Genomic DNA, 24813 nt, shown 5'->3' with positions numbered 1-24813 from the left:
GTCGTTGCGTTGAGCGAGCCGCGATCAGCTCTTGGACTTGAGCGCCATGCCGATCAGCACACCCACACCCACGGCGCCGGCGACGGCGAGCAGCGGATTGCGTGACACGAGGATTTCGGCCTCGAGGCGCGCGTCTTGCATGAGCAAGGAGCCTTTCTCGGCCTGCTCGGCTGCTGCGTCCTTGACCGTGTCGACAGTCTCTTTGGCGCGGCGCTGAGCGTCTTGCGCGGCGGCGCGTGCGGCGCCTGTTGCGCGGTCCACGCCATTGCTTGCGGCGGTTTTGGCTTCGGACAGGGCGTCCTTGGTTTGCGTCGTCATCTCGTTCTCCTTTTCGAAGGGAGGCGTTTCATCTCCAACGTCGCCTTGCGCCTTTTGTTCCGCTGCACTGCGGAACATCGTGCCTTCCGCCGCGTTTCGATTGCGTGGATTTACGAAAGACGGCAGGCATGCGGGACACTCATTTGAAAAGTGCGACATCGAGCGCGGCAGCGGACGAAGCATTCGACGTCCTGACCACAGCCGAAGAGGCGTGGCCGGCGTTCGAGCGCGCTGTGCTGAACGCCGAGCGTGAAGTCCTTGCGGGATTTCGCATCTTTGATCTGGCGACAGAGCTTTATTCACCTGAGGCGCGGGAGGTGGGCGAGACGTGGTTCGACCTTCTGGCGCATGTGGTGGCGCGGGGGGTGTCGTTTCACCTCGTCCTGTCGGACTTCGATCCGGTCTTTGGCACGAACGAGCATGAAAGCACCTGGCGCACCATGCGGCAGGCGGCGGCACTGGCTGAGGTGACGGGCGCGCCGCGCAGCCGGCTCAGCATCGTGGCCGACCTGCATCCGGCGCGCGCCGGCCTTTTGGCGCGTGGGGCGTTCATGCCTGGCGCGCTCCTCTATCAGTATCGCCGGCGCAAGGCGCTGTCGAAAGACCGGCTGCAGCGGCAGGCCATCGGGCTCAATACCCGCGATCTGCCCGGCTTTGCAACCGTGTCGCACCACCAGAAGCTGGCGGTGATCGACGGGGAGGCGCTCTATATTGGCGGGCTCGACCTCAACATGCGCAGGCGCGATACGCTGGACCATGACCGCCCGGCCGAACAGACCTGGTCGGACGTGCAGGTGATGGTGCGGGGGCCCGAGGCGGCGGAGGCGCGCACGCATCTTCTGGGCTTTCAGGAGGCGATCCGCACCGGCGAGGCGCCCGAGCCGCTGACGCATATCAGCCGGACGCTGTCGACGCCGCGCAAGGTGCAGTTTCCGTTCCTGTCGCCGCGCATCTTGTTGAACGAAATCGAAGAGGATCACCTGCGCGCCATCAAGGACGCGCGGCACCTCATCCATATCGAGACGCAATACATGCGCGCCACGCCCATTGCCGAAGCGCTGGCGGAGGCGGCAGGGCGCCGGCCGGAGCTGGGGCTCATCATGGTGCTGCCCGCGCTGCCGGACGAGGTCGCCTTTTACGATTTCGGCCTCGAGTCGCGGTATGGCATGGCGCTGCAGACCCGTGCGCTCGAAACGATCCGCGACGGCTTTGGCACGCGCGCCGCGATCCTGTCGCCGGTGCAGCCGCGCTATGTGACGCGCGAAAGCCGCCGCTCGCTGCACGGTGCGCCGATCATCCACGTGCACAACAAGGTGCTGGTGACGGATGCAGAGTATGGCCTCGTGGGTTCTGCCAATCTCAACGGGCGCTCTTTGCACTGGGACACCGAGGCTGCCGTGCGCCTGACGGACCCGGCGCGTGTCGCGCGGCTGCGCACGGCGCTGGGCGCGCATTGGTGGTTCGACCCGGTGCCGGAGGAGGGCGCAGCGATCGAAACGGCGGCTGAATGGTGGCGCGCGGAGGCCGCCCGCAATGCGGTGCGCCGGCCAAGCGCGCGCACGGGATTCCTCGTGCCGCACGATGTGGACGCGCTCGAGGACGACCGCCAACCTTTGCCTGTCGTGACAGAAGACATAGTTTGACATCGAAAGGCCCGGGAGGGCGATGCAGGAGAGAGCCATGAGCCGAGGACGTTATGCCAGCCGCCCCAGCCGAATCCCGCTCAAGGGGCTGCTCGACGTCGCAACCCGCGTCTTTTCAAGGATCGGGAGTGACAACATCGGTCTGATCGCCGCTGGCATCGGCTTTTACGGCCTGCTGTCGATCTTTCCGGCGATCACCTCGGCGGTGGCGCTGGGCGGCTATTTCGTCGACCCGCAAGTGCTTGTGGACACGTCGGACACGCTTGCGGCCATGCTCCCCGAAGAGGGGCGCGAGATCATCATGGGCCAGCTGCGCGCCGTCGTGGGCGCGAACAGTGACACGCTGGGACTGACGGCGCTGCTGGCGTTGGCGCTGGCGATCTACTCGGCCTCGCGCGCGGTAGAGAACCTCATGTCGGGCCTCAATGTCGTTTACCAGGAGAAGGAAAAGCGCGGCTTTGTCCTGCGCAAGGCGCTGGTCCTCGTGATGACGCTGGGGCTCGTGATCGGCTTTCTCTTTACGGTCGCGATCATCGCGGCGATCCCGGCGGCCATTGCCTTTATCGGGTTCGACCGCTGGCTCGAGGAGCTGGCCTTCGTGCTTCGCTGGCCGCTTTTGCTGGTCGTGGCGGTGGGCGGCATCTCTTTCTTTTACCGATATGCGCCCGATCGCAGAGCCGCCAAGTGGCGTTGGCTGACGCCGGGCGCGACCGTGGCTTGCCTGCTCTGGGTCAGCGGAAGCTACGGTTTTTCCGTCTATGCGCAGACGTTTGCGAGCTATAACGAGACGTTTGGCGCGCTCGGCGGGGTGATCATCCTGCTGACCTGGATGTGGCTGTCGGCCTTTATGGTGCTGCTGGGCGCGCTGATAGATGCCGAGCTGGAAGCGCAGACGCGGATCGACACGACCGTTGATGGCTCCCGTCCCATGGGCGCGCGCGGCGCGCGGGCGGCAGACATGGTCGGCACTGCCCGCGGCGCGGAGGATCACCCGGCCTGGCGCGAAAAGCCAAGCACACCGGCCGAGTAACCGTCATCCCTTGATCACGGCAGATGTCCACACAAGGAGCGGCAGCGCGACGATCGCGCCGACCGGTCCCCACATCCACATGCCGAAGATGATCGCAAGGAACACCACCAGCGGGTTGGTGTTGATGCGCGGGCCAACGATGGTTGGCGTCGCGAACTGCGCCTCGATCAGGTTCAGCGTCAGGAACGCGGCCGGAGGCAGGAGCGCGTAGGGTAGGGGGAAGGCGATGATCCCGCCGATGCTGAGCGCGGCGATCATCACGATCGGGCCGAGATAGAGCATGAAGTTCAAAAGGAAGGCCGCCAGCCCCCAGAGGATCGGGTAGCTGAGGCCAAGCGCCGTCATCGCGAGCGCCGTTGCCACGCCAAGCCCGGCGTTCACCACCGAGACCACCACGAAGTACCGCACCACCGCATATTCCGCCGCCTGCAACCGCACGGCGTACTTTGGCGCTGCAGCATAGATCTCGTCCCGCGTGAGCAGGAAAAAGAAGAGCGTGCCGGCAAAGAGCAGCGTTTGCGCCATGAAGTTCGGCGCCGCCCAGACGGCATCCGCCAAACCCGGCATCGCGCCGCCATCGCCTTCGGCGGTTTCGGCGAGCTGCTGCTCAATCTCCTTTTCCAGAAGCTCGACGCCTTTGACCATAGAGCTGAGCGAGGTCAGGAACCGCTCGAGCTCATACTGGATTTGCGGCAGGCGCTGCACCAGATCGATCACGATCGGTCCGATCACGACGATGACGGCGGCGATCAGTCCCGCGGACAGGATGAGAGCAAAGAATGCCCCCGCCGCACGTGGCACGCCGCGCACATGCAGCGCCGTCACAGCGGGGGAGGCTGCCACGCCCACCATCAGGCCGAAGGCTATGGGCGCAATAAAGTCGCTTGCGTAACGCAGCCCGCCAATCAGCGCGAGGATCGTCAGGATTGTCAGGCAGACGACCACGACGGTGGGCGAGGCCCACCGCGTGCCAGTTTCAGTTTGCGCCATTCAGGGTCGACTCCTGCGTGGCGCCATGCGCCGCCTTCGACGGGGCCGCGTCTGACAGAGCCTCTTGCGCCCGTGCCTTGAGCGCGTCCAACTCGTGATGCAGCAGTGCCTCCGCATCCCGCATCAGCCGGTCCCGGTGGTGGCCCATCAGCGCGTCTTCCCGGCGCGTGCTCGGAAGCAATCCTCCGATCAGTGCGCCGAGCCCGGCTGCGGCCAGCCCGGTTACGAGCGGCTGCGCGTCATGGGCCCGCACCGCCTTGGCGCTAGCCTTGCGTGCCTGCTCCTCGATCCGGGTTTGCGCGTCGAGCGCCTTGCGGCGGGCGTCGATGACGCGGGCACGCGCGTCCGGGCCAAGCGCGTCGAGCCCCTTGTCGAGAAGCTGCGACATGCGGGAGGCCGAAGGTCCCTCCATCGTCGGCGCGGCAACCGGATAGGTCGTCATTTGCGCATCCGCACGGGCAAGGCGTTCCGCCTCGCTGTCGTTCGACACGTGTGCATCGGATGGCTGCGCGGCGCTGCGTTGGCTCGCCACCATCATGGCGATACCTGCACCGATCAGCGCGAGCGCGGCGCCATTGCCTTTGACCGCGCGGGCGCCGGCATGGGCAGCCCGGTGTGCGGCATCGGCGATGTCGGCGGTCGCCCCCGAGGCAATGTCGCGCGGCGCGGCAGCGTTCCAGAGGTCTGCCACAGTGGCCGTCAGAGCGGCGCGGTGCGTGTCGGCGTCATGGGCGTGCTGAGACTTAGGGCTGGGCATGGGTCATCTCCTTGAGCGTGGCGACGTCTTTTTGGACTTGCGTGATCGTCGCGTCGGGTTTGAGCGCGTCGCCGGACAAGCGCGATCTGCCGAGCAAAAAGCAAAGTGCGGCAACGATAAGCGCTGCTGCGGTCACAACGAGCGCCGCAAATGTCCAGCTGAGGCCGGCCGCCGCCAGCGCGCTGACAGCGGCGAAGGCGAGGACGTGCAGCGCCGTCAACAGAACGAGTGCAGACACCGCGACCATGGCAAGACCGAAGCCCGCCTTGGACAGGTTTTCGGACATTTCGGCCTTGAAAAGCCGCAGCTCCGCGCGCACCAGCCCGCTGGCGTGGGCAAAGAGCTGCGTCAGTGCGGCCGGCGCGTCAGAGAGGCGTTCGGCGGTACGCATCATCCGGCCTCGCGATCGTAGGCGGCAGGGCCGCTGGTTTGCAGGTGACCCGTCCAGGGGTCTGCACCACCCGCATGCGTGTGGGCCGCCCCGTTGGACGATTTGAGAAAGCGCGCGGCGACAAAGCCTGCGGCGACGGCACCGCCGAGGAAGAGCAGCGGATTGCGGCGTGCGAACTGCTGGACGTCGTGAACGAGGTCCTGAGCGTCCTGGCCGCGCACGAACGCGCCGGCCTTTTCAAGTCCGGCCACCACTTGCCCGAGCGCTTGCGCCTCGAGCGAGCCGCTGGGCACTTCGGCCTGTGCGGCCTCTGCGGCGCTCTGCGCCCGTTCGGTGCGTTCGGTGACGCCATCTTGCAGTCTTTGCGCTTCGGCAGAGACGGTCTGCTCTGCTGCGGTGCGCGCTTGATCGGTGATCTCCGCCGAGGCTTCGGCGAGTTTGTCCGCGGTCCGTGAGACTTGGCCTGACATGAGGCAACCTCCTTGATCCTGTGGCGGCGCCGGGTGCGCCGCGGTTGCCAGATCAACAAAGGTCGCCGGGAAATGTTCCGAGCCCCGCGCCGGTCAGCGCGGGTTTCGGGGCAGGAACGGCGTCAGGGGATGATGCGCGTGTACTTGGTGCCCTCGACGGTTGCGCCGACGCGCAGACCCGCCTGGCCAAAGACGATCGCGATCACCGGATCGAGCACGGTCGTCGTCTCGGCCTTGAGCGTCTCACCCCGGTCGGGGATCGCGTATTCGATGTCCGCGCCTGCCGCCCAGCCGGGCGAGCGGCGGAAGTCGCGCAGCGCGTCGTCGGTCATGAAGAAAAGGACATGCGTGTATTGCTGCGCGCCGATCTGGAAGCCCGCGCTGGCGCGCGTTGCCGAGTAATAATCGACCGTCGTGCCGCCCACGCGCAGCGCGCCGCGCCCGAAAGCCCCGCCGAGGCCAAGCCCCGCCTCGGTCACCAGAGGCATTACCAGCATGCCGCTGGAATTGTCGCTGAGCGTGCGGGTGTTGGGGAACTCGGCATACATCGTGCCGAGGGTCGCATCGACGCGCGCCTCGATCGTGTCCGCGTTGGAATTGCCGATGCCGTTGCCGCAAGCCGCAAGGCCCGCCGTTGCGCCCAGGGCGCCAAGCGCGAATGCGCGCCGTGTGTAAGTGGTCATAGCCTGTCTCATCTGCTCGTTGCCGCCATGCTCCGCTTGTGGCGCGAAGTCATGCCAGACTTATACACAAGGCGGACTCGTCTTGTCACGCGCGCAGAATGCACAGGCCGCGCATCGGCGGGTTCAGGCGTTTCACCTGCGCCACCGCCGAAGGTCCGTCGTGCCGGGGAAGTCGGGGACGGGTGTACACGGGAGCGCGTCAGGCCGTGGAACATACGGTGCGTAGAGCCTGTCGAAGGCCACCTGTCTCATGGACCAGTTGTAGGCTTCGGTATCTTCGACGAGCAGGATGCCATGAAATCCACCGTCGCTGCCACCGGTGTTGAACCGGGAAAACCTCAGGTCTGACCAGGCTGTGACCTCACTCCCTTGCCTGAGGTTCGAAGCGATGCAGTAGGGTCTGCCGTCCGCAAGGTGCTGCGCGTTAAAGACGACGACGCCGGCGCGCGCGAGCGATCCGGCTCCCGCAAGCCCCGACAGGGCCAGCAGCACGGCGGGAAGCGCGGTCGAGGCGGGAGGGCCCATCAAGGTGACAAGCTGCCAGGCACAGACCGCGACGGTCAGCGACATGAGTAAGCTATGAGGACGGCTTTGGCCGGAGAAGTTCGCCAGCAGGTAGCTGAGGCAAAACACAACGAGGATCAGGGTCTTGAGGAGATACGCCACAGCCTTCGGCAGGCACAGGCCACACGCAAAAGCGACGGCGAGCAAGACGCAGACCGCAGGCGAGGCCAAAACGGCGGCAATAGCAAGTTTGAGCCAGAGCGGGAGGTCCTCTGGAAAAAGCCCGGACGGCCAGACAGGCAAAGTCCCCGCCATGACGCTCAAAGCGGCGAACAGGGCAAGCACGCGCAAAGCCGCGCTACCCCGCCAGAGCCCTCGCCATGCGGGGGGCGAAGTAGGTCAGGATGCCGTCGCAGCCGGCGCGTTTGAAGGCTTGCAGGCTTTCGACCATGACCTTGTCCCCGTCGATCCAGCCGTTCTGGGCGGCGGCCTCGATCATCGCGTATTCGCCCGACACCTGGTAGGCAAAGGTCGGTGCGCCGAACTGCGCCTTGGCCCGCTGGCAGATGTCGAGATAGGCAAGGCCGGGTTTGACCATCACCATGTCCGCGCCTTCTTCGAGGTCGGCGGCGATGTTGCGCAGGGCCTCGTCCGAGTTGCCGGCGTCCATCTGGTAGGTCTTCTTGTTGCCTTTCAGAGCGCCCGACGCACCGACCGCATCGCGGAACGGCCCGTAATAGGCGCTGGCGTACTTGGCGGCATAGGACATGATGCAGGTGTTGGTGTGGCCCGCGGCCTCCAAAGCCTGACGGATTGCGCCGATACGCCCGTCCATCATGTCCGAAGGCCCGATGATGTCGCAGCCGGCGTCCGCCTGGCTCAGCGCCTGTTTCACCAGCGCCTCGACGGAGGCGTCGTTCACGATTTCCCCGTCCACCACGAACCCGTCATGCCCGTCGACCGAGTAGGGATCGAGCGCCACATCCGTCATGATCGCGATCTCCGGCACGGCAGCCTTAATCGCGCGCGTTGCGGTGTTGCTGAGGTTGTCCGGGTTCCACGCCTCGGCGCAGTCGTAGGTCTTTTTGGCCGGGTCGGTGTAGGGAAAGAGGCAAATCGCCGGGATCCCGAGGTCCGCCGCCTCCCGCGCGGCCTCCACCACCTTGTCGACCGAGCGGCGCACGACGCCGGGCATCGACAGGACGGGCTGCTCCACCCCCTCGCCATCGACCACGAACACCGGCCAGATCAGGTCCGACACGCTCAGCGTCGTCTCCTGCACCAGCGACCGCAGGGCAGGCGTGCGCCGGACGCGGCGAAAGCGGGTGGCGGGATGGCGTGCAAAAGTCGGCTGCATGGCTGTCTCGGGTTCTTGAAGCTTTAACGTTTGGGTGGCATGGAAAGGGACTTGGAAACAAGGGGTCAGGCCGCAGACGCCGCGCGCAAGGTCCCGGACAAAAGGCATTCACCTGGTGGACGTGGGACTGCGCATCTTTGAAGTGATCGACATGCGGTCCTTCTCGAACCTGTGGTTCTGGATTGCGCTGGCGGTCTTCTGGTCGTCTGCGAGCCACTGGATCCTCGGCGTGCCGTTCGACATGGTCTCCCGCGCGAAACGGCACGAGGGCGCGGCGCAGCAGGCGCTCGAGGACCTGGTGCGCATCAACGTGGACCGCATCCTTTACATCGCGGACGTGTCGGGCCTGTCGCTCCTGACGCTGAGCTCGTTCCTCATCGCCGGGCTGCTGACGCTGGGGTTCTTTTACGGGCTCGAGTTCGCGCAGGCGGTGGTGCTGCTGGCGATTCCGCTGGCGCTCTTGACGCTGATGAACATCCGCACCGCGCGCATCATCACGCGGGGCGCGCTCGCCGGGGACGCGCTGCGCGCCCGTCTGGCAAGACACAGGGTGGGCGTGCAGGGTCTGGGCGTTATCTCGATCTTCGTGACCGCCCTTTGGGGCATGTACCAGAACCTGAGCTACGGATTGATCTGAGATGACGCGCATCACGATGGGCGGCGCGCCGGAAGGCTTCGACGCGCGGCTCTTGCTCGCCGAGGTGGAGAAAGCCGGTGGACCGGTGATCCACATCGCCCGCGACGACAAGCGCCTCGCGGCGATGGCGGAGGCGTTGCGGTTCTTTGCGCCTGATGTGCCGGTGGTGACCTTCCCGGGCTGGGATTGTCTGCCCTACGACCGCGTCTCTCCGAACCCCGCGATCTCTGCCGCGCGCATGGCGACGCTGGCGGGGCTGGTGCACGGGATGCCGGGGCGGTTCGTGCTGCTCACCTCGCTGAACGCGGCGACGCAAAAGCTGCCTGCGCGGGAGGTGCTCAAGGAGGCCGCCTTTTCTGCCACCGTCGGCGGGCGCATCGATGAGGCCGCTCTGCGCGCTTTCCTGGTGCGGATGGGGTTCGTGCAAGTCCCGACCGTAACCGAGCCCGGCGACTACGCCGTGCGGGGCGGGATCATCGACATCTACCCACCGGGGGAGGGCGGTCCCGTGCGCCTCGACCTCTTTGGCGACGTGCTCGACGCGGCCCGCCGGTTCGACGCCTCCGACCAGCGCACCATCGCGCCTTTGGACGTGGTCGAGCTTGCGCCGGTTTCCGAAGTGATCCTCGACGATCCGGCGATCACGCGTTTCCGCCAGTCCTACCGCATCGCCTTTGGCGCAGCGGGCACGGATGATCCTCTGTATGAAGCCGTCAGCGCCGGGCGCAAGCAGCAGGGGATGGAGCACTGGCTTGCCTTCTTCCACGAAAAACTCGAGACGCTCTTTGACTATCTGCCGGACGCGCCCGTGACGCTCGACGACCAGACCGAGCCTGCGCGCATCGCCCGCTGGGACACGATCGTCGACCAGTACGAAGCGCGCAAACACGCGCTGACCCAGCGCTCGTCGATGGACAGCGTCTACAAACCGGCCGAGCCGCAGGGCCTCTACCTGAACGAGGACGACTGGACCGCCGCTCTGGGGGACCGCCGGGTGGTGCAATTCCACCCGCTTCAACAGGCGTCAGGTCCATCGGTGGTCGATGCCGGCGGACGGATCGGACGCAATTTTGCCCCCGAGCGCCAGCAGGAAAACCTGAGCCTCTTCGGGGCCTTGGCCGCTCATGTTCAAAAACGACTCGAAGTTGGCCCCGTCGTCATCGCCTCCTACTCCGAAGGCGCGCGTGAGCGGCTTTCCGGCCTGATCGAGGACGAGGGCGTGAGCGAGGCCATCCCCGTCTCCGACTTCTCCCGCGTTGGTAAACGCGGCGTGCACCTCGCCGTCTGGCCGCTCGAACACGGGTTCGAAGCGCCCGAGCTAACAGTCGTCTCCGAACAGGACGTCCTCGGCGACCGCCTCATCCGCCAGCCCAAGAAACGCCGCCGCGCCGAGAACTTTCTCAGCGAGGTCGGCGCGCTCTCGCCGGGCGATCTGGTGGTGCATGTCGACCACGGGATCGGACGGTTTCAGGGGCTGGAGGTGGTCACCGCGGCAGGGGCTGCGCACGAATGCCTCCTTCTGGAATACGCCGAGAAATCAAGGTTGTACCTGCCGGTTGAGAACATCGAGCTGCTCTCGAAATACGGCCACGACGAAGGGCTCTTGGACAAGCTTGGCGGCGGCGCCTGGCAGGCCAAGAAGGCCCGGCTCAAGGAGCGCATCCGCGAGATGGCCGAACGGCTCATCCGGGTGGCCGCCGAACGTGCGCTCCGGCGCGCCCCGATCCTTGAGCCACCTCCGGGCATGTGGGACGCTTTCTCCGCGCGCTTCCCGTACCAGGAAACCGACGACCAGCTGAGCGCCATCGAAGACGTGGTCGGCGATCTGACCGCCGGCACGCCCATGGACCGGCTGATCTGCGGTGATGTGGGTTTCGGCAAGACCGAGGTCGCGATGCGTGCGGCCTTTGTCGCGGCCATGTCGGGCGTGCAGGTCGCGGTGATCGCGCCGACCACGTTGCTCGCGCGCCAGCACTACAAGAGCTTTGCCGAACGCTTCCGGGGATTTCCCATCGAAGTCAGACCCTTGTCGCGTTTTGTTGGCACGAAAGAGGCCGCCGCCACGCGCGACGCAATTGCCAAAGGCACCTGCGATATTGTTGTCGGCACGCACGCCGTGCTGGCCAAACAAGTCCGGTTCCAGAACCTTGGCCTGCTGGTCATCGACGAGGAACAACGCTTTGGCGTGCAACACAAGGAGCGGCTCAAGCAGTTGCGCTCCGACATCCACGTGCTCACCCTGACGGCGACTCCGATCCCGCGCACACTTCAATTGTCGCTCTCAGGTGTGCGGGATCTCTCGATAATTGGGACCCCTCCGGTAGATCGCCTCGCGATCCGCACCTACGTCAGCGAGTTCGACACGGTCACCTTGCGCGAGGCGCTCCTGCGCGAGCATTATCGGGGCGGGCAGTCCTTTTTTGTGGTTCCCCGGATCAAGGACCTGCCGGACATCGAGGCGTTTCTGCGCGAGGAGGTGCCCGAAGTCTCCGTCGTGGTGGCGCATGGCCAGATGGCGGCGGGCGAGCTCGACGAGCGGATGAACGCCTTTTACGACGGCAAGTATGACGTGCTTCTGGCGACCACGATTGTGGAATCCGGCCTCGACATCCCGACCGCCAACACGATGGTCGTGCACCGCGCGGACATGTTCGGCCTCGCTCAGCTCTACCAAATTCGTGGTCGCGTTGGCCGTTCGAAAACAAGGGCTTACGCCTACATGACGACCAAGCCGCGTATGCGGCTTACGCCGACGGCCGAAAAGCGCCTGCGCGTACTCAGCTCCCTCGACACGCTTGGCGCGGGCTTTACGCTGGCAAGCCAGGACCTCGACATCCGCGGCGCGGGCAATCTCTTGGGTGAAGAGCAATCCGGCCAGATGCGCGACGTCGGTTACGAGCTTTACCAGTCGATGCTTGAGGAGGCGATTGCCAAGATCAAGTCGGGCGAGGCCGAAGGTCTGACCGAAGAAAACGACGGCCAATGGGCGCCGCAGATCAACCTCGGCGTGCCGGTGCTGATCCCCGAAGATTACGTCCCCGACCTCGACGTGCGGCTGGGATTGTACCGCCGCCTCAGCGGCTTGCAGTCCAAAGTTGAACTCGAAGGCTTTGCCGCCGAGCTGATCGACCGCTTTGGTAAATTGCCGCGCGAGGTAAACACTCTGCTCCTCGTCGTGCGCATCAAGGCCGAGTGCAAAAAGGCTGGCATCGCCAAGCTCGACGGCGGTCCCAAAGGCGCGACGATCCAGTTCCACAACGACAAATACGCCTCGCCGCAGGGCCTCGTGAAATTTATCGAAGACCAGCGCGGCCTCGCCAAAGTCAAAGACAACAAGATCGTCGTCCGCCGCGACTGGGCCAAGGACAGCGACAAGATCAAAGGCGCCTTCGCCATCGCCCGCGACCTCGCGCGGCATGTGGCGGCGGAGAAGAAGGCGAAGGTGGCCAAGAAAGCCAGCTAGACAAAGATGATGTCGTGCGCGGCAAGTGCTTCACTGCTCAGCGTGTCATGCTCGATCGTGAGGAAATGCCGGATGCCAAAGGCTGCATTCGCAGAGATTTCGATGGTATTGGCGGTTATCACGAGAGATGCAGGATCAAAGACGACACCTTCGGTGCTGTGAAGCACGAGCCGGTCGCCCTCGAGCGGATTGTAGTCGGTGATCTCGACACTTCCCGCGTTGCGCCGCCCTCCGTCGACCATCGTTGAGATAAACTCGAACGTGTCCGCGCCCGCGCCGCCGTGTATCACCGTGTCTTTGAAAGCGAAAATCGTGTCATCACCCGTCCCGCCGTCAATGGTGTCGACACCTGGGGTCGCCCAGATCACGTCATTTCCGGCGCCCCCAAGCACAGTCACGGGATGGGGCGTACGTAACGAGTACCACCCGATGGCGCTAAGGTCGATGACGTCATCACCCGCACCGGCGTCGATGATCTCCACACCAAACAGACGTTCCTTTACGGCAAAATATCCGTGTCCAGTGGCCCATTCATAGTCTGCCGGCTGATCCGACAGCGTGTCCTGGAGGAAAAGTGCGTCATCCCGGTCTGTCAAGTTGAGCTGGTCACCGTCACCCAGGTTGCCGCTTGCGACACTTGCAAACATTGTCAAGTTTTCAACGGACACCTGCGCGCCTGTCGTGAGGTTGACGGCCCAACTGCCCGGGCCATGGTTCAGCGGGCTGTCGAGGTAGATGACATCGCCGTCACCCCGGCCTGCATCAATGACGTCGCGCCCGCTGGTAGAGACAAGCGTGTCAACGTCCGGCCCGCCGATCAGGGTGTTCATGCCCAGTCCGCCATGGAGGTGGTCGCTGCCGAACCCTCCGTCCAACGTGTCATCGCCTTGCGCTCCGGCGAGGCGGTCGTTGCCGTTGCCGCCCGTCAGGTCGTCCTCAGAGACCCCTCCGATCAGCGTGTCGTTGCCGTTGTCCCCGCGCAGAACCGAGGCCACCGGCTCTGCGCGCAGCAAGTCAGCGCCGCGTGTGCCTTCGATTTCGGGGCGCAGGCCCGGCGCGTGGCGGAGCGGGATGATGCCGCCGCCATCTTGCAGCCATTCGAGGTCAATGAGTTCTGCTGATGGTCCGCCAGGCCGATTGAAGAATATGTGTTCGCCATTTTTGGTGAACTGGTAGTTCGTTTTTGACGAGCCGACGTCGAGCGTGTCTTCGCCGGGTCCCCCAATAACCAGCTCGGCAAAGCTGTCGCTATATATCAGGTCATCCCCGGGCCCGGCAAAAATCCGATCCAGTCCGCTTCGGCTTTGGATCGTATCGTTGCCAGCGCCCGCGTAGATCGTGTCGTCATCCCAAGTCCAAATTTCATCATCGCCTGCGCTACCGAAAAAGGTGAGTGTCTCGGCTCTGGCATTGACTTCCTCAAAGTTCTTGAAACTTCGCGTGATGCCGTCGCCAATGGACCAAGTGCCGTCACGCAAGTCCACGACCATGCTTTCGGTCTCGCGGAATGACAGCCTCAACGTGTCGTTGCCGCTCCCACCATCAAGCACGAAATCCGCATCCAGCGCTTGCTCGATCCGGATGTCATCATCCCCCGCGCCGAGGTCGATCTCGTCGAGAAACCTAAAAAAGCCACCTGTGTGGAGGGTGTCATCGCGATCTGACAGCGTGAGCACGCCGATTTGGCTCGCGATGAACCGCTCGAACCGTTCCGGTGCCGTCGGATCGCCGTTCAGCTCGTCAATGATCAGCCCGTAAAGAGCTTCGGCCTCGAACGAGATGTTGTCGATCCGGCCGACCTCTCCGCGGTTGGATGACGAAAACCGGATGGAATTGCCGGTCCCGGTGATGAGCCCCGTGTCGGGATCGAGCACCAAGGGCTCACCGGTGATCGCGACAATTGGGAAGACATTGTCGCTTGATGAGGCGAGCGTCGGGATATCGGCCAAATAGCCGATATCGCCGCTTAATCTGCCGTGCTGAAACGCCGGCTCGAACAGGGTGTCAGAGCGGATGAATGTCGAGGGGAAGCGGAAGAAATCGAGCCAGTCGGATGCTCTCACGTCTGCCATACGCCCAGCCCTCTACCTTACATGTGACGAGCCTACACGGCCTTCGTGGCAGCCACAACGTGCCGCCAGATCGTCCTGATGTTGGTAAATTGGAGCGGGCGATGAGATTCGAACTCACGACCCTTACCTTGGCAAGGTAATGCTCTACCCCTGAGCTACGCCCGCATCCGTAGGAGCGGAGATAGTCAAAGGGCCGGGAGGCCGCAAGTGGAAAATCGGTGCGGCTTGCGATTATTCGCGCGTCGGAGCGGGGGGTAGGGGGGCGAGGTAATCCGCCCATATCCAGCCATCGATCGCGGTTTCCTCACGGATGATACGGACGCGGGCCCAGCGGCCGAACGTGTCAAAGAGCGTGACGTCGTCGGTGGTGCCAAAGACGCCGATGGTCTGCCCGCGCATCCCCGGTCCGTTCCGGAGGAAGACGCCGGGGCGGGTCAGAAGCCTTGGCTCAGGTGTGGGCGCCGCGAACGCAACCGGGTCCGAGGGAGCCTCGATTGTGCGGAGCGCGGAGATGGGTCGCGGCGGCTCCGTCGAATGAAGCGCTGCGGGAGCTGGAAGCGCAACGCGCGGCTTGGCTTCGGCGATCTGCGTCAGCAGGCGCGTTGCCGGCGCAGGGCCTTGCGCCCGGGGCGGCGCGCTTGGCGAGGAGGCGGCCACCGTTTGCACACGTCCGCGCAAAGGCGGTGGGCCGGAGGAGGCGATCCTCGCCGGGGCCGGAATGCTGCGATGGGGAGCGGAAAGCGCGGGGGACGGCATGGCGGGACGAAGGCCGGACCAGCGCGGCGCGACGGCGACGCGGCCTGCGTAGAGGAATTGCAGCGGCGCGGCGCCCGGTGCCGATGCCTGAGAGGGAATGTGGGATGGCGCGCCAGCGTCAAAGGTAGCTGGCGTTGGCGCAGGTTGGAGGGCAGGGCCGGCGAGCGCGGGGCGGGCCTCGGCCTGCGAGCGCGGCACGAAAGCGGACGCAAGCATGGGCGCGGCGGCGGTGGTGTACGTCCCGCGCGGCGTCTGCATGGTGACCTCGCCGGGGCGGGCGAGGATTTGCGGGACCCGGAACGGGGGAAAACCTGCAAGGTCAGCCCAAGTCTCCGCCGGCATCGTGTCCTGGGGATTGACCATCTCGGGCGGCAGGGAGCTTTGCGACATGGCGACAAAGAGCGACAGCCCCACAAAGAGGGCCGGCCCGAGGGCCGTGGTGCCGCCTGCTTCATCCGCTCCGGGCTGGATGGGTCCTGCCTCGTTCATTGCGGTGAGGCTAGCACTCCGGGCGCGGCGGCGGCAACTCCGTGGTTAGATCAGTGCGTGACCGATCAACCCGAGCGCGGCGACCCCGATCATGGCGAAGGTCAGGTACATGCCCCAGACGCGGAAGCGGAAATTCATCCGTGCCTGGTTCAAGGCCACGCCGTGCAGGAAGCGCCCGCCGAGCATCGTGAGGCCGAGGAGATGCAGCACGAGGGCCGGTGTCCCGAGCCCTTCGCACAGGCCGAGGAGGATCAGGCTCAGCGGTGCGTATTCGGCGCAATTGGCATGCGCGCGCACGCGGCTTTGCAGCTCCCGGTCGTCTGCATCTCCGAGCGAGACCTTCTTGGTCCGGCGCGCACGTATCACGCGGACTGACAACACCAGAAAGAGCAGCGCGATCAGTCCGGCGTAGAGGGCAGTGATGGGCAGGGCCATGATGTCTTCCTTGCGCGGCCGTGATTACTCGAGCTCGACGAGCAAGTCCTTGGCGTCGATCTGGCCGCCGGCCTGCACGTGCACCGCTTTGACGACCGCGTCGCGTTCGGCGTGGATGCCGGTCTCCATCTTCATCGCCTCAATCGTGAGCAAGAGATCGCCTGCAGCGACCTTTTGGCCCGGGGTGACCGCGACGGAGGCGACGACGCCCGGCATGGGCGCGCCGATGTGGTTCTCGTTGGCCATGTCCGCCTTGGGGCGTGCGGCCGATTGCGCCGCTGCCGAGCGGTTGGGGACCCGGATCACGCGCGGCTGGCCGTTGAGCTCGAAGAAGACGCGGCATTCGCCGTCCTCCTGCGTCTCGCCCACGGCTTGCAGGCGGATTTCAAGCGTCTTGCCTGGGTCGATCTCGGCGGTGATCTCTTCACCGGGGATCATGCCGTAGAAAAAGGTCTTGGTCGGCAGCGTGCGCACGGGGCCGTAGGTGCGGTGGCGTCCCATGTAGTCGAGGTAGACCTTGGGGTACATCAGGTAGCCGTTCAGGTCCTCGTCATCCACCTTGAACCCTTCGAGCTCTTTGGAGACGGCGGCACGCGTCTCTTCGATGTCGACAGGTGTGGCGTGCTTGCCGGGGCGGTCGGTGATCGGTTTGTCGCCCTTGAGCGCCTTTTTCTGCAAGGCTTTCGGCCAGCCGCCCGGGGGTTGGCCGAGCGAGCCTTTCATCATGTCGATGACCGAGTCGGGGAAGGCGACGTCCATCTTGGGGTTCTCCACATCGGCGCGCGACAGGCCCGACGAGACCATCATCAGGGCCATGTCGCCCACGACTTTGGAGGAGGGGGTGACCTTTACGATGTCGCCGAACATCTGGTTCACGTCCTGATAGGTGCGGGCGACCTCGGGCCAGCGCTCCTCGAGCCCCATCGAGCGGGCCTGCGCCTTGAGGTTGGTGTATTGCCCGCCGGGCATCTCGTGCAGGTAGACCTCGGAGACCGGGTTTTGCAGGCCGGACTCGAAAGCGAGGTAATGCGCGCGGACGGCCTCCCAGTATTCCGAGATCTCGCGGATGTTGGTGATGTCGAGGCCGGTGTCGCGGTCCGTGAAGCGCAGCGCCTCGACCACAGAGCCGAGCGTCGCTTGCGATGTGTTGCCGGAAAGCGCGTCCATCGCGCAGTCCACCGCGTCCACGCCGGCCTCGGAGGCGGCGAGGATCGTGGCGATGGCGGTGCCGGCGGTGTCGTGGGTGTGGTAGTGGATCGGGAGGCCGACTTCTTCCTTCAGCGCTTTGATGAGCGCGCCGGCGGAGGCGGGTTTGAGCAGGCCGGCCATGTCCTTGAGGCCGAGCACGTGGGCGCCCGCGGCCTTCAACTCTTGCCCCATGGCGACGTAGTACTTGAGATCGTACTTGGCCCGGTCGGGGTTCAGGATGTCTCCGGTGTAGCAGATCGTGCCTTCGCAGACTTTGTTGTTTTCCAGCACCGCATCCATGGCGACGCGCATGTTTTCGGTCCAGTTGAGCGAGTCGAAGACGCGGAAGACGTCGATCCCGGTTTCGGCGGCCTGTTTGACAAAGAACTGCACGACGTTGTCGGGGTAGTTCGTGTAGCCGACGCCGTTCGCCCCGCGCAGCAGCATCTGGGTCATCAGGTTCGGCATCGCGGCGCGCAGGTCGCGCAGGCGCTGCCAGGGGCATTCCTGCAGGAACCGGTAGGCGACGTCGAAGGTCGCGCCGCCCCAGCACTCCATCGAGAAGAGCTGCGGCAGGTTGTGCGCGTAGGCCGGCGCGACTTTGATCATGTCGAGCGAGCGCATCCGCGTGGCGAGGAGCGACTGGTGCCCGTCGCGCATGGTGGTGTCCGTGATCAGGAGCTGCTTTTGCGCCGCCATCCAGTCGGCGACGGCCTGGGGGCCTTTTTCTTCGAGTAGGTTGCGCGTCCCAGCAGCTGGCGCGTCCGCCCTGAGCGCGGGCGGCCTTGCATCGCGCAGATCGTGGGAGGGACGCACGCGGCCTTCGGTCTCCGGATGGCCGTTCACGGTGATGTCGGCGATGTAGGTAAGGACCTTGGTGCCGCGGTCCCGGCGCTTTTTGAACTGGAAGAGTTCGGGCGTCGTGTCGATGAACTTGGTCGTGTATTGGTTGGTCAGGAACGTCGGGTGCTTGAGCAGGTTTTCGACAAAGGCGATGTTGGTCGAGACACCCCGGATGCGGAACTCGCGCAGGGCGCGGTCCATGCGGGCGATGGCCTTTTCCGGGGTCTGCGCCCAGGCGGTGACTTTCTCAAGGAGCGAGTCGTAGTAGCGCGTGATGACCGCGCCGGAGTATGCCGTGCCGCCGTCGAGGCGGATGCCCATGCCGGTGGCGCCCCGGTAGGCGGTGATCCGGCCATAGTCTGGGATGAAGTTGTTCTGCGGGTCCTCTGTGGTCACCCGTGTCTGCAGCGCATGACCGTTGAGGCGGATGTCGTACTGGCTGGCTTTCCCGGTGGCCTCGGCGAGTGACTTCCCTTCCGCGATCAGGATTTGCGCCTGGACGATGTCGATGCCGGTGACCTCCTCGGTCACCGTGTGCTCGACCTGCACGCGGGGGTTCACCTCGATGAAGTAGAATTTGCCCGAGTCCATATCCATCAGGAACTCGACCGTGCCGGCGCATTCGTAGTTCACGTGCGCGCAGATCTTGCGCCCCAGCTCGCAGATCTCTTCGCGTTGTGCCTCGGACAAGTACGGGGCAGGGGCGCGCTCGACCACCTTCTGGTTGCGGCGCTGGACCGAGCAATCGCGCTCGTAGAGATGGTACATGTTGCCGTGCGTATCGCCGAGGATCTGCACCTCAACGTGGCGGGCGCGGGTGATCATCTTTTCGAGATACCCTTCGCCGTTGCCGAATGCGGCCTCGGCCTCGCGGCGCCCTTCGAGCACCTTTTCCTCGAGCTCATCCTCGCCCTCGATGGGGCGCATGCCGCGTCCGCCGCCGCCCCAGGAGGCTTTGAGCATCAGCGGGTAGCCGATCTCACCGGCCTCCTTGCGGATGGCGTCCATGTCGACGCCCAGAACTTCGGTCGCGGGGATGACTGGCACGCCGGCCTCGATGGCGACGCGTCGGGCAGACGCCTTGTCCCCCAGCTGGCGCATGGTCGCGGCCTTGGGCCCGATGAAGGTGATCCCTTCGCGTTCGCAGGCATCGACCAGCTCGGGGTTTTCGGACAAGAGCCCGTACCCTGGGTGGATCGCATCGGCGCCCGACATCTTGGCCACGCGGATGATCTCGTCGATGGCGAGGTATGCCTGAACGGGCCCGAGCCCTTCGCCGATCTTGTAGGCCTCGTCCGCCTTGAACCGGTGCAGGCCCAGCTTGTCTTCCTCGGCGTAGACGGCGACGGTTTTCTTGCCCATCTCGTTGGCGGCGCGCATCACGCGGATGGCAATCTCGCCCCGGTTGGCAATCAGGATCTTGGAAAAGTTGGTCATGGCCGTCCCTCGCCTTGGCTTGCTTGGAACGTCAATACGCCGCAGCGCGGCGCTGGGCAATGCGTGGAACTACGCAGTGGGCGCTAACGGACGACGCTACGTCACCCAAAACCGGCGCGGGGGTCGCAAGCGTGTTCGGGATGCCGTGCTAAGCGCGCGCCTGCCGGCGGGGTGCGTCGATGATCTGGTCAAAGGCCGTGTGCATCTGGCCCGGAGGCGCAGCGCGCTCACTGCCCAGTGCCCGGTCGCGGAGGCGACGGCTCAAAACGGCGCGCAGGTCCTGCAAGGAGCGGTCGACCGACCGGCAGGTCCCGGCCAGCATGTAAAGGAGCGAGGTCAACGATTGCGGCGGGATGTCCCCGCGCTCCACCGCGTCGAACACATCCGTGATGCGCGACAGGTGGTAGGTTGCGTCGATGGCGCAGGTCTGCGCCTCTTCGAGCGCCTGCAGGTCATCCTGCCACGCGGCGGTCTCGGCAGCGTCCCCGCCCACCCGCACGGGCGGTGCGGGCGGGGACATGTCCTGAACGGTGGCCGTATGCGCGCGCGCAGTGTCCCGAGGCGCGGCATGCGCATCTGAGGCATCGGTCGATGTATCCCCGCCAAAGTCCACGCACCCTCTGCGCGTCCCGGCGCCACTTGTCTGCGGCTTATGCATGTAACCCTCCAGTTCCATGTTTGTTGTGTGGGCATGATTTGCACGGCAAGGTTTAAAAAGTGGTGAACATTTCTTCACGCGCGTTACTTTTCCTTTGGGGAGAAAACGCGCGCGTTTCCCCGTCGCCCCGCACTTGCGGCCTTGTCAGAATTGAGAACAAAGCGCGATCAACGGCTTTTCGGCGCGCGCTCCTCTCTATATATGTGTGTCATGAGCAGCTCATTCGAAGACGACGCCTTTGAGGCGGCCGCCGCGCCGGCGCAAAGCGGACTTGCCGCGCAGGCGATGGCCGCGCGCGGGGCGCCCTATCTCGACGGTCTGAACGCCGAGCAGCGCGCGGCGGTCGAACAGATCGATGGCCCGGTCCTGATGCTGGCCGGCGCCGGCACCGGCAAGACCCGCGCGCTGACGACGCGCATCGCACACCTGCTGCACACCGGGCGCGCCCGCCCGAACGAGATCCTCGCCGTCACCTTTACCAACAAGGCCGCCCGCGAGATGAAGGACCGCGTCGGCGCCATGATGGGGCAGGCGGTCGAGGGGATGCCGTGGCTCGGCACGTTCCACGCCATCTGCGTCAAGCTGCTCCGCCGCCATGCCGAGCTGGTCGGGCTCAAATCGAATTTCACCATCCTCGACACCGATGACCAGATCCGGCTGATCAAACAGCTGCTCGCCGCCACCAACATCGACGACAAGCGCTGGCCGGCCCGCATGCTCGCCTCGATCATCGACGGCTGGAAGAACCGCGCCTGGACGCCCGAAAATGTGCCGGCCTCCGAGGCGTCCGCCTTCGATCACAAGGGCGTGCAGCTCTACGCGCAATACCAGCAGCGCCTCAAAGAGTTGAACGCGACCGACTTTGGCGACCTCCTGCTGCACGTCGTGACGATTTTCCAAGAGCACGACGATGTCCTCCAGCAGTACCAGCGCTGGTTCCGCTACATCCTTGTCGACGAGTACCAGGACACCAACGTCGCGCAGTACCTCTGGCTGCGGCTGCTCGCGCAAGCGCACCGCAACATCTGCTGCGTGGGCGACGACGACCAGTCGATCTATGGTTGGCGCGGGGCGGAGGTGGGCAACATCCTGCGGTTCGAAAAGGATTTCCCAGGCGCGACCGTGATCCGGCTCGAACAGAACTACCGCTCGACCCAGCACATCCTCTCGGCGGCGGGCGGCGTGATTGCCGCAAACAAACAGCGCCTCGGCAAGGAGCTCTGGACCGAGGCCGAAGGGGGCGAAAAGGTCCGGCTGATCGGCCACTGGGACGGCGACGAAGAGGCGCGCTGGGTGGGCGAAGAGATCGAATCGCTCCAGCGCGGCACCCGCGGCCTCGATCCCGTGGGGCTCGAAGACATTGCCATCCTCGTGCGCGCCTCCCACCAGATGCGCGGGTTCGAGGACCGGTTCCTGACCATCGGTCTGCCCTACCGCGTCATCGGCGGCCCCCGCTTCTACGAGCGGATGGAGATCCGCGACGCCATGGCCTATTTCCGCGTGGTGGTCTCGCCCGACGACGATCTCGCCTTCGAGCGGATCGTGAACACCCCCAAACGCGGCCTCGGCGACAAGGCCCAGCAGAAAATCCAGGCCACCGCCCGCCAGCACGGCGTATCGCTGACCGAAGGCGCGCAAATCCTGCTCGACGAAAAGGGGCTGGGCGGCAAGGGCGCCAAGGAGCTGCAAACCCTCCTCGACGGTCTGGCGCGCTGGGGGCGGATGACCGGTGATGCCAAGGTCACGCACCTCGAGCTGGCCGAGATCATCCTCGACGAATCCGGCTACACCGCACATTGGCAGAACGACAAGACGCCCGAGGCGCCCGGACGGCTCGAAAACCTCAAGGAACTCGTCAAGGCGCTCGAAGGCTTCGAGAACCTCACCGGCTTTCTCGAACATGTCAGCCTGGTGATGGACAACGCGCAGGACGACGCCGGCGCCAAAGTGTCGATCATGACGCTGCACGCGGCCAAGGGCCTTGAGTTTCCCGCCGTCTTCCTGCCCGGCTGGGAAGACGGCCTCTTCCCCTCGCAACGCTCGATGGACGAATCTGGCGTGAAAGGGCTCGAGGAGGAACGCCGCCTGGCCTATGTCGGCATCACCCGCGCCGAGCGGCTCTGCACGATCTCCTTTGCCGGCAACCGCCGCGTCTTTGGCCAGTGGCAATCCTCGATGCCCTCGCGCTTCATCGACGAACTGCCCGAAGAACACGTGGAGGTGCTCTCGCCCCCCGGCCTCTACGGTGGCGGCTACGGCGCTGCGGCCCCGCAATCGAACCTGCACGAGGCGGCCAGCCGCGCCGATGTCTACAACTCCCCCGGCTGGCGCCGCCTCCAGGAGCGCTCCAGCCACCGCCCCGTCAGCCAACCCCAGGAATCGCGCACGCAGGTGATCGACCTCACTGCCACCTCCGCCCACACCGTCGGCGAGCGCATCTTCCACCAGAAATTCGGCTACGGCACGATCACCGGGATCGAAGGCGACAAGCTCGACATCGCCTTTGAAAAGGCCGGCGACAAAAAGGTCGTCGCCAAATTCGTCACCGCCGCTGACGACATCCCCTTCTGACCCTCACCTCCACGCGCTCGGCGTGCAGCCTCGCGCCGCGGTCCTGTCTTCTCTGGTTCAAAAATACCTAACTCGCACGGCCAGTGGCCCGCACGCCGCTTGCAGCAAAGCGCCCAGCAGATTTTGCGAGAGAAAAATCTGCGCCCCCAAACAGCAAAACGGCGACGCCCTGGGAGGAGGTAGGACGCCGCCGTTCTGTCTGTCCCCGTCACCGCACGGGAGGAGGTGTGCGGCCCGGGGGGGTATCGAGTGCCTCAGGGAGGAGGAGGAGACACCCGAACCATGTGAGCCTTGCGCGGCTCTGTCTGCGTGTAGGCCAACCGGCCCGGTATAAAAGTGCGGCGATACCTAGGGAGGAGACGGTATCGCCGCGAGATTACAGGCACCCCAGGGAGGAGGAGAGGGGCGCCTGATCCCTCAAAACTGTCAGTGCGCTTTGCCGTAGGCGGTCTCGTGAGCCACCTGGCGCAGCATGGACCGGTGAAGGCCCAGATCGTCCAATTCGCGAGCCGACAACTCTTGCAGCTCATTCAGCGTGGTGCGGTAGACCCGGTATTGGGTCCAGGCCGTCCGCATCCGCTCCACCAACCCGGCAGCCTTTGCGAAGGTTGCACCAGCAGTTTGGTTTTGCGTCACGTATGCCATTGTTGCCTCATGTTCGTTGTGCGTTTCGATGACCCGAACATGGGGGTCTTTCTGCAGGTGCACAACAAACAGCAAAGCAATGCCGCTATGCAGCAAATGCATAAGCCATGCTGACCCTTATGAGAAGGTGTTTGGTCCCGGAACCGGCCGATCTGTGGAGCGGCGGACCAAATTCCCACGCAATTGCCTAATTCTGAAGCAGGTACGCCCGAGACTGGGCGGGTTTGGCCTTCGTTTCGAGGTTCTGGCGGTCGTCTTCCCTTCGGCACGCGCGACTCAACTAACGCGCCGCGCGCAAACACTACGCGTGTTTTGCATGGCTCGGCGCGGCATGGGACTTCATGGGAAATGGTCGTGGGAATTTATGGGAGAGAATCGAATTGAGGCGTGATTGCAGTGAATGGCGGTTTCCGGCCTCAAAAACCTCGACAATCCGCGCTCAATTGACGTCATTTCACACTTGCGTGTGGTGAATTTGCACCGACACCGTCGCTTTTGTGATATTTGTGGGAATGCATGGGAAGAAGGTGATCAGCATAGCGCAGTGCTAAATATTGTGTTTGTGTGCCAGAAAACCAGAAGATATGCCGTCATATCCATTGACCCAACGTCATCTGGTGAAAAGACGTTCCCCGATTCTTGAGAAAAACGTGCACCTCGGCCTGTGGTTTCCATTGCGTGCCATGAAATCCCATGCCAAACCTACAACCGTGATGAGGGACGGACCGGGGCGACAAAGACCCCAGACCAGAAAAACAAAAAGAACAGCAGGTTTCATACAGGCACCCGCTTTCATCGCACAAAGGATCCGGCGCGCGGGCGAGCAGACATCCCCCCAGGTGGCGCGCGCAGCTGGAACTCCCGGAGACGGGACGAGGGCGGCGGATAGGGCACTGGCAGCAGCTCTATCCGCCGTTTCCTGTTTCAGGGACAGATTTTTCCGCAGCCGGGGGACATGAGAGGACGAGCGTGACCCGCAAGGTGTTCCGCGGTGAGAGCCACCACAAGGTGGACAGCAAGGGCAGGGTGTCGATCCCCGCGTCCTTTCGCCGTGTGCTCGAAGCCTCCGATCCCAATTGGCGCGACGGGGACAACCCCGAGCTCGTGATCGTCTACGGCGATCATCGCAAGAAACATCTCGACTGTTATACCGTTGAAGCGATTGAGGAAATCGACGCCAAGATCGCGGCTCTGCCGCGCGGCTCGAAGGAGCGCAAGATGCTCCAGCGCCTCTTTCAGGGTCAGTCGATCCCCACCAATGTCGACGAGACGGGCCGGCTGGTCCTTCCGGCAAAGCTCCGCACCAAGATCGCGCTCGGCGCCGAGGCGTTCTTTATCGCGGCCGGCGACAGTTTCCAGATCTGGAACCCGGAGACCTACGAGGCCGAAGAGCTGGCGGCGACCGAGGAATATCTCGACGAGATGCCGGACGACTTTGACCCGCTGGAGTTCCTCGACCAGGCCGGGGCGTAGGGC

The 24813-nt window shown here is 64.7% G+C and carries 20 protein-coding genes and 1 tRNA gene; 6 read left to right on the top strand and 15 right to left on the bottom strand.

Annotated features, from left to right (window positions below; translation table 11 throughout):
• Window positions 1–24: 24 nt before the first annotated feature.
• Window positions 25–318 carry a hypothetical protein gene (locus tag ACU0B3_RS15265; protein ID WP_446261731.1) on the bottom strand — a complete coding sequence of 98 codons (294 nt, stop codon included), beginning with the start codon at window positions 316–318 and terminating at the stop codon, window positions 25–27.
• Between the two features lie 128 nt (window positions 319–446).
• Between ACU0B3_RS15265 and ACU0B3_RS15260 the strand changes: the two genes are divergently transcribed.
• Both ACU0B3_RS15260 and ACU0B3_RS15255 read left to right on the top strand, forming a co-directional pair.
• Entirely contained in the window at window positions 447–1961 is a 1515-nt protein-coding gene (locus tag ACU0B3_RS15260) for a phospholipase D family protein (protein WP_446261730.1), read from the top strand.
• A gap of 37 nt (window positions 1962–1998) precedes the next feature.
• Entirely contained in the window at window positions 1999–2991 is a 993-nt protein-coding gene (locus ACU0B3_RS15255; RefSeq protein WP_446261729.1) for a YihY/virulence factor BrkB family protein, read from the top strand.
• Between the two features lie 3 nt (window positions 2992–2994).
• Here ACU0B3_RS15255 and ACU0B3_RS15250 read toward each other — a convergent pair whose 3' ends face one another.
• From ACU0B3_RS15250 to hemB, 7 genes are all read right to left on the bottom strand, one after another.
• Window positions 2995–3981, bottom strand: coding sequence for an AI-2E family transporter (locus ACU0B3_RS15250; RefSeq protein WP_446261728.1), 987 nt, complete (start codon window positions 3979–3981; stop codon window positions 2995–2997).
• Complete coding sequence (locus ACU0B3_RS15245) at window positions 3968–4738, bottom strand: hypothetical protein (protein ID WP_446261727.1); 771 nt, start codon at window positions 4736–4738, stop codon at window positions 3968–3970. Before ACU0B3_RS15245 ends, ACU0B3_RS15250 begins: the two co-directional genes overlap by 14 nt.
• Window positions 4725–5129, bottom strand: coding sequence for a phage holin family protein (locus tag ACU0B3_RS15240; protein ID WP_446261726.1), 405 nt, complete (start codon window positions 5127–5129; stop codon window positions 4725–4727). The genes ACU0B3_RS15245 and ACU0B3_RS15240 overlap by 14 nt, the downstream gene beginning before the upstream one ends.
• Window positions 5129–5599, bottom strand: a complete 471-nt coding sequence (locus tag ACU0B3_RS15235) for a hypothetical protein (RefSeq protein WP_446261725.1) — start codon at window positions 5597–5599, stop codon at window positions 5129–5131. The genes ACU0B3_RS15240 and ACU0B3_RS15235 overlap by 1 nt, the downstream gene beginning before the upstream one ends.
• A 122-nt stretch (window positions 5600–5721) precedes the next feature.
• On the bottom strand, window positions 5722–6282 hold the full coding sequence (locus tag ACU0B3_RS15230; RefSeq protein WP_446261724.1) for a lipid-binding SYLF domain-containing protein: 561 nt from the start codon (window positions 6280–6282) through the stop codon (window positions 5722–5724).
• 132 nt (window positions 6283–6414) lie between these two features.
• Window positions 6415–7101 (bottom strand): hypothetical protein, encoded by a 687-nt coding sequence (locus ACU0B3_RS15225; protein ID WP_446261723.1) that lies wholly within the window; start codon window positions 7099–7101, stop codon window positions 6415–6417.
• A gap of 43 nt (window positions 7102–7144) precedes the next feature.
• Window positions 7145–8143 carry a porphobilinogen synthase gene (gene hemB / locus ACU0B3_RS15220; protein ID WP_446261722.1) on the bottom strand — a complete coding sequence of 333 codons (999 nt, stop codon included), beginning with the start codon at window positions 8141–8143 and terminating at the stop codon, window positions 7145–7147.
• Between the two features lie 115 nt (window positions 8144–8258).
• Here hemB and ACU0B3_RS15215 point away from each other — a divergent pair, with 115 nt between their 5' ends.
• Together ACU0B3_RS15215 and mfd are read left to right on the top strand one after the other, a co-directional pair.
• Window positions 8259–8780: a component of SufBCD complex gene (locus tag ACU0B3_RS15215; RefSeq protein WP_446261721.1), complete on the top strand. Its 522-nt coding sequence runs from the start codon at window positions 8259–8261 to the stop codon at window positions 8778–8780.
• Window position 8781: 1 nt separating this feature from the next.
• Window positions 8782–12243 carry a transcription-repair coupling factor gene (mfd, locus tag ACU0B3_RS15210; protein WP_446261720.1) on the top strand — a complete coding sequence of 1154 codons (3462 nt, stop codon included), beginning with the start codon at window positions 8782–8784 and terminating at the stop codon, window positions 12241–12243.
• Here mfd and ACU0B3_RS15205 read toward each other — a convergent pair.
• From ACU0B3_RS15205 to ACU0B3_RS15180, 6 genes are all read right to left on the bottom strand, one after another.
• A complete protein-coding gene (locus ACU0B3_RS15205; RefSeq protein WP_446261719.1) occupies window positions 12240–14315 on the bottom strand; it encodes a calcium-binding protein in 2076 nt (691 codons plus the stop codon). The genes mfd and ACU0B3_RS15205 overlap by 4 nt on opposite strands.
• Window positions 14316–14405: 90 nt before the next feature.
• Window positions 14406–14480: transfer RNA gene (locus ACU0B3_RS15200), tRNA-Gly, on the bottom strand.
• A 66-nt stretch (window positions 14481–14546) separates the two neighbouring features.
• Window positions 14547–15560 (bottom strand): hypothetical protein, encoded by a 1014-nt coding sequence (locus tag ACU0B3_RS15195; protein ID WP_446261718.1) that lies wholly within the window; start codon window positions 15558–15560, stop codon window positions 14547–14549.
• A 45-nt stretch (window positions 15561–15605) separates the two neighbouring features.
• Window positions 15606–15995, bottom strand: a complete 390-nt coding sequence (locus ACU0B3_RS15190) for an MAPEG family protein (RefSeq protein ID WP_446261717.1) — start codon at window positions 15993–15995, stop codon at window positions 15606–15608.
• A gap of 24 nt (window positions 15996–16019) precedes the next feature.
• The gene (locus tag ACU0B3_RS15185; RefSeq protein ID WP_446261716.1) at window positions 16020–19463 is read right to left on the bottom strand and encodes a pyruvate carboxylase; all 3444 of its coding nucleotides are present in this window, start codon (window positions 19461–19463) and stop codon (window positions 16020–16022) included.
• Between the two features lie 148 nt (window positions 19464–19611).
• Entirely contained in the window at window positions 19612–19983 is a 372-nt protein-coding gene (locus tag ACU0B3_RS15180; protein WP_446261715.1) for a hypothetical protein, read from the bottom strand.
• Window positions 19984–20331: 348 nt separating this feature from the next.
• Here ACU0B3_RS15180 and ACU0B3_RS15175 point away from each other — a divergent pair, with 348 nt between their 5' ends.
• Window positions 20332–22692 (top strand): ATP-dependent helicase, encoded by a 2361-nt coding sequence (locus ACU0B3_RS15175; RefSeq protein ID WP_446261714.1) that lies wholly within the window; start codon window positions 20332–20334, stop codon window positions 22690–22692.
• A gap of 426 nt (window positions 22693–23118) precedes the next feature.
• On the opposite strand, the gene ACU0B3_RS15170 is transcribed toward ACU0B3_RS15175, so the two are convergent.
• Window positions 23119–23439 carry a DUF1127 domain-containing protein gene (locus ACU0B3_RS15170; protein ID WP_446261713.1) on the bottom strand — a complete coding sequence of 107 codons (321 nt, stop codon included), beginning with the start codon at window positions 23437–23439 and terminating at the stop codon, window positions 23119–23121.
• Window positions 23440–24306: 867 nt separating this feature from the next.
• Between ACU0B3_RS15170 and mraZ the strand changes: the two genes are divergently transcribed.
• Window positions 24307–24810, top strand: coding sequence for a division/cell wall cluster transcriptional repressor MraZ (gene mraZ / locus ACU0B3_RS15165; protein ID WP_446261712.1), 504 nt, complete (start codon window positions 24307–24309; stop codon window positions 24808–24810).
• The last annotated feature ends 3 nt before the right edge of the window (window positions 24811–24813 follow it).

This window comes from Pseudaestuariivita sp. (assembly GCF_052825805.1).
Note: the sequence above shows the minus strand (reverse complement) of the source record. Positions and strands in the feature narration are given on the sequence as shown.

Excerpts from the sequence above, each read along its gene's own strand:
- ACU0B3_RS15180 (WP_446261715.1), bottom strand. The coding sequence starts at position 19,983 with ATGTCCCCGCCCGCACCGCCCGTGCGGGTGGGCGGGGACGCTGCCGAG.
- ACU0B3_RS15250 (WP_446261728.1), bottom strand. The coding sequence starts at position 3,981 with ATGGCGCAAACTGAAACTGGCACGCGGTGGGCCTCGCCCACCGTCGTG.
- ACU0B3_RS15190 (WP_446261717.1), bottom strand. The coding sequence starts at position 15,995 with ATGGCCCTGCCCATCACTGCCCTCTACGCCGGACTGATCGCGCTGCTC.
- ACU0B3_RS15225 (WP_446261723.1), bottom strand. The coding sequence starts at position 7,101 with ATGGCGGGGACTTTGCCTGTCTGGCCGTCCGGGCTTTTTCCAGAGGAC.
- ACU0B3_RS15245 (WP_446261727.1), bottom strand. The coding sequence starts at position 4,738 with ATGCCCAGCCCTAAGTCTCAGCACGCCCATGACGCCGACACGCACCGC.
- ACU0B3_RS15170 (WP_446261713.1), bottom strand. The coding sequence starts at position 23,439 with ATGCATTTGCTGCATAGCGGCATTGCTTTGCTGTTTGTTGTGCACCTG.
- hemB (WP_446261722.1), bottom strand. The coding sequence starts at position 8,143 with ATGCAGCCGACTTTTGCACGCCATCCCGCCACCCGCTTTCGCCGCGTC.
- ACU0B3_RS15205 (WP_446261719.1), bottom strand. The coding sequence starts at position 14,315 with ATGGCAGACGTGAGAGCATCCGACTGGCTCGATTTCTTCCGCTTCCCC.
- mfd (WP_446261720.1), top strand. The coding sequence starts at position 8,782 with ATGACGCGCATCACGATGGGCGGCGCGCCGGAAGGCTTCGACGCGCGG.
- ACU0B3_RS15235 (WP_446261725.1), bottom strand. The coding sequence starts at position 5,599 with ATGTCAGGCCAAGTCTCACGGACCGCGGACAAACTCGCCGAAGCCTCG.
- ACU0B3_RS15185 (WP_446261716.1), bottom strand. The coding sequence starts at position 19,463 with ATGACCAACTTTTCCAAGATCCTGATTGCCAACCGGGGCGAGATTGCC.
- ACU0B3_RS15175 (WP_446261714.1), top strand. The coding sequence starts at position 20,332 with ATGAGCAGCTCATTCGAAGACGACGCCTTTGAGGCGGCCGCCGCGCCG.
- ACU0B3_RS15240 (WP_446261726.1), bottom strand. The coding sequence starts at position 5,129 with ATGCGTACCGCCGAACGCCTCTCTGACGCGCCGGCCGCACTGACGCAG.
- ACU0B3_RS15195 (WP_446261718.1), bottom strand. The coding sequence starts at position 15,560 with ATGAACGAGGCAGGACCCATCCAGCCCGGAGCGGATGAAGCAGGCGGC.
- ACU0B3_RS15230 (WP_446261724.1), bottom strand. The coding sequence starts at position 6,282 with ATGACCACTTACACACGGCGCGCATTCGCGCTTGGCGCCCTGGGCGCA.
- ACU0B3_RS15260 (WP_446261730.1), top strand. The coding sequence starts at position 447 with ATGCGGGACACTCATTTGAAAAGTGCGACATCGAGCGCGGCAGCGGAC.
- ACU0B3_RS15255 (WP_446261729.1), top strand. The coding sequence starts at position 1,999 with ATGAGCCGAGGACGTTATGCCAGCCGCCCCAGCCGAATCCCGCTCAAG.
- ACU0B3_RS15265 (WP_446261731.1), bottom strand. The coding sequence starts at position 318 with ATGACGACGCAAACCAAGGACGCCCTGTCCGAAGCCAAAACCGCCGCA.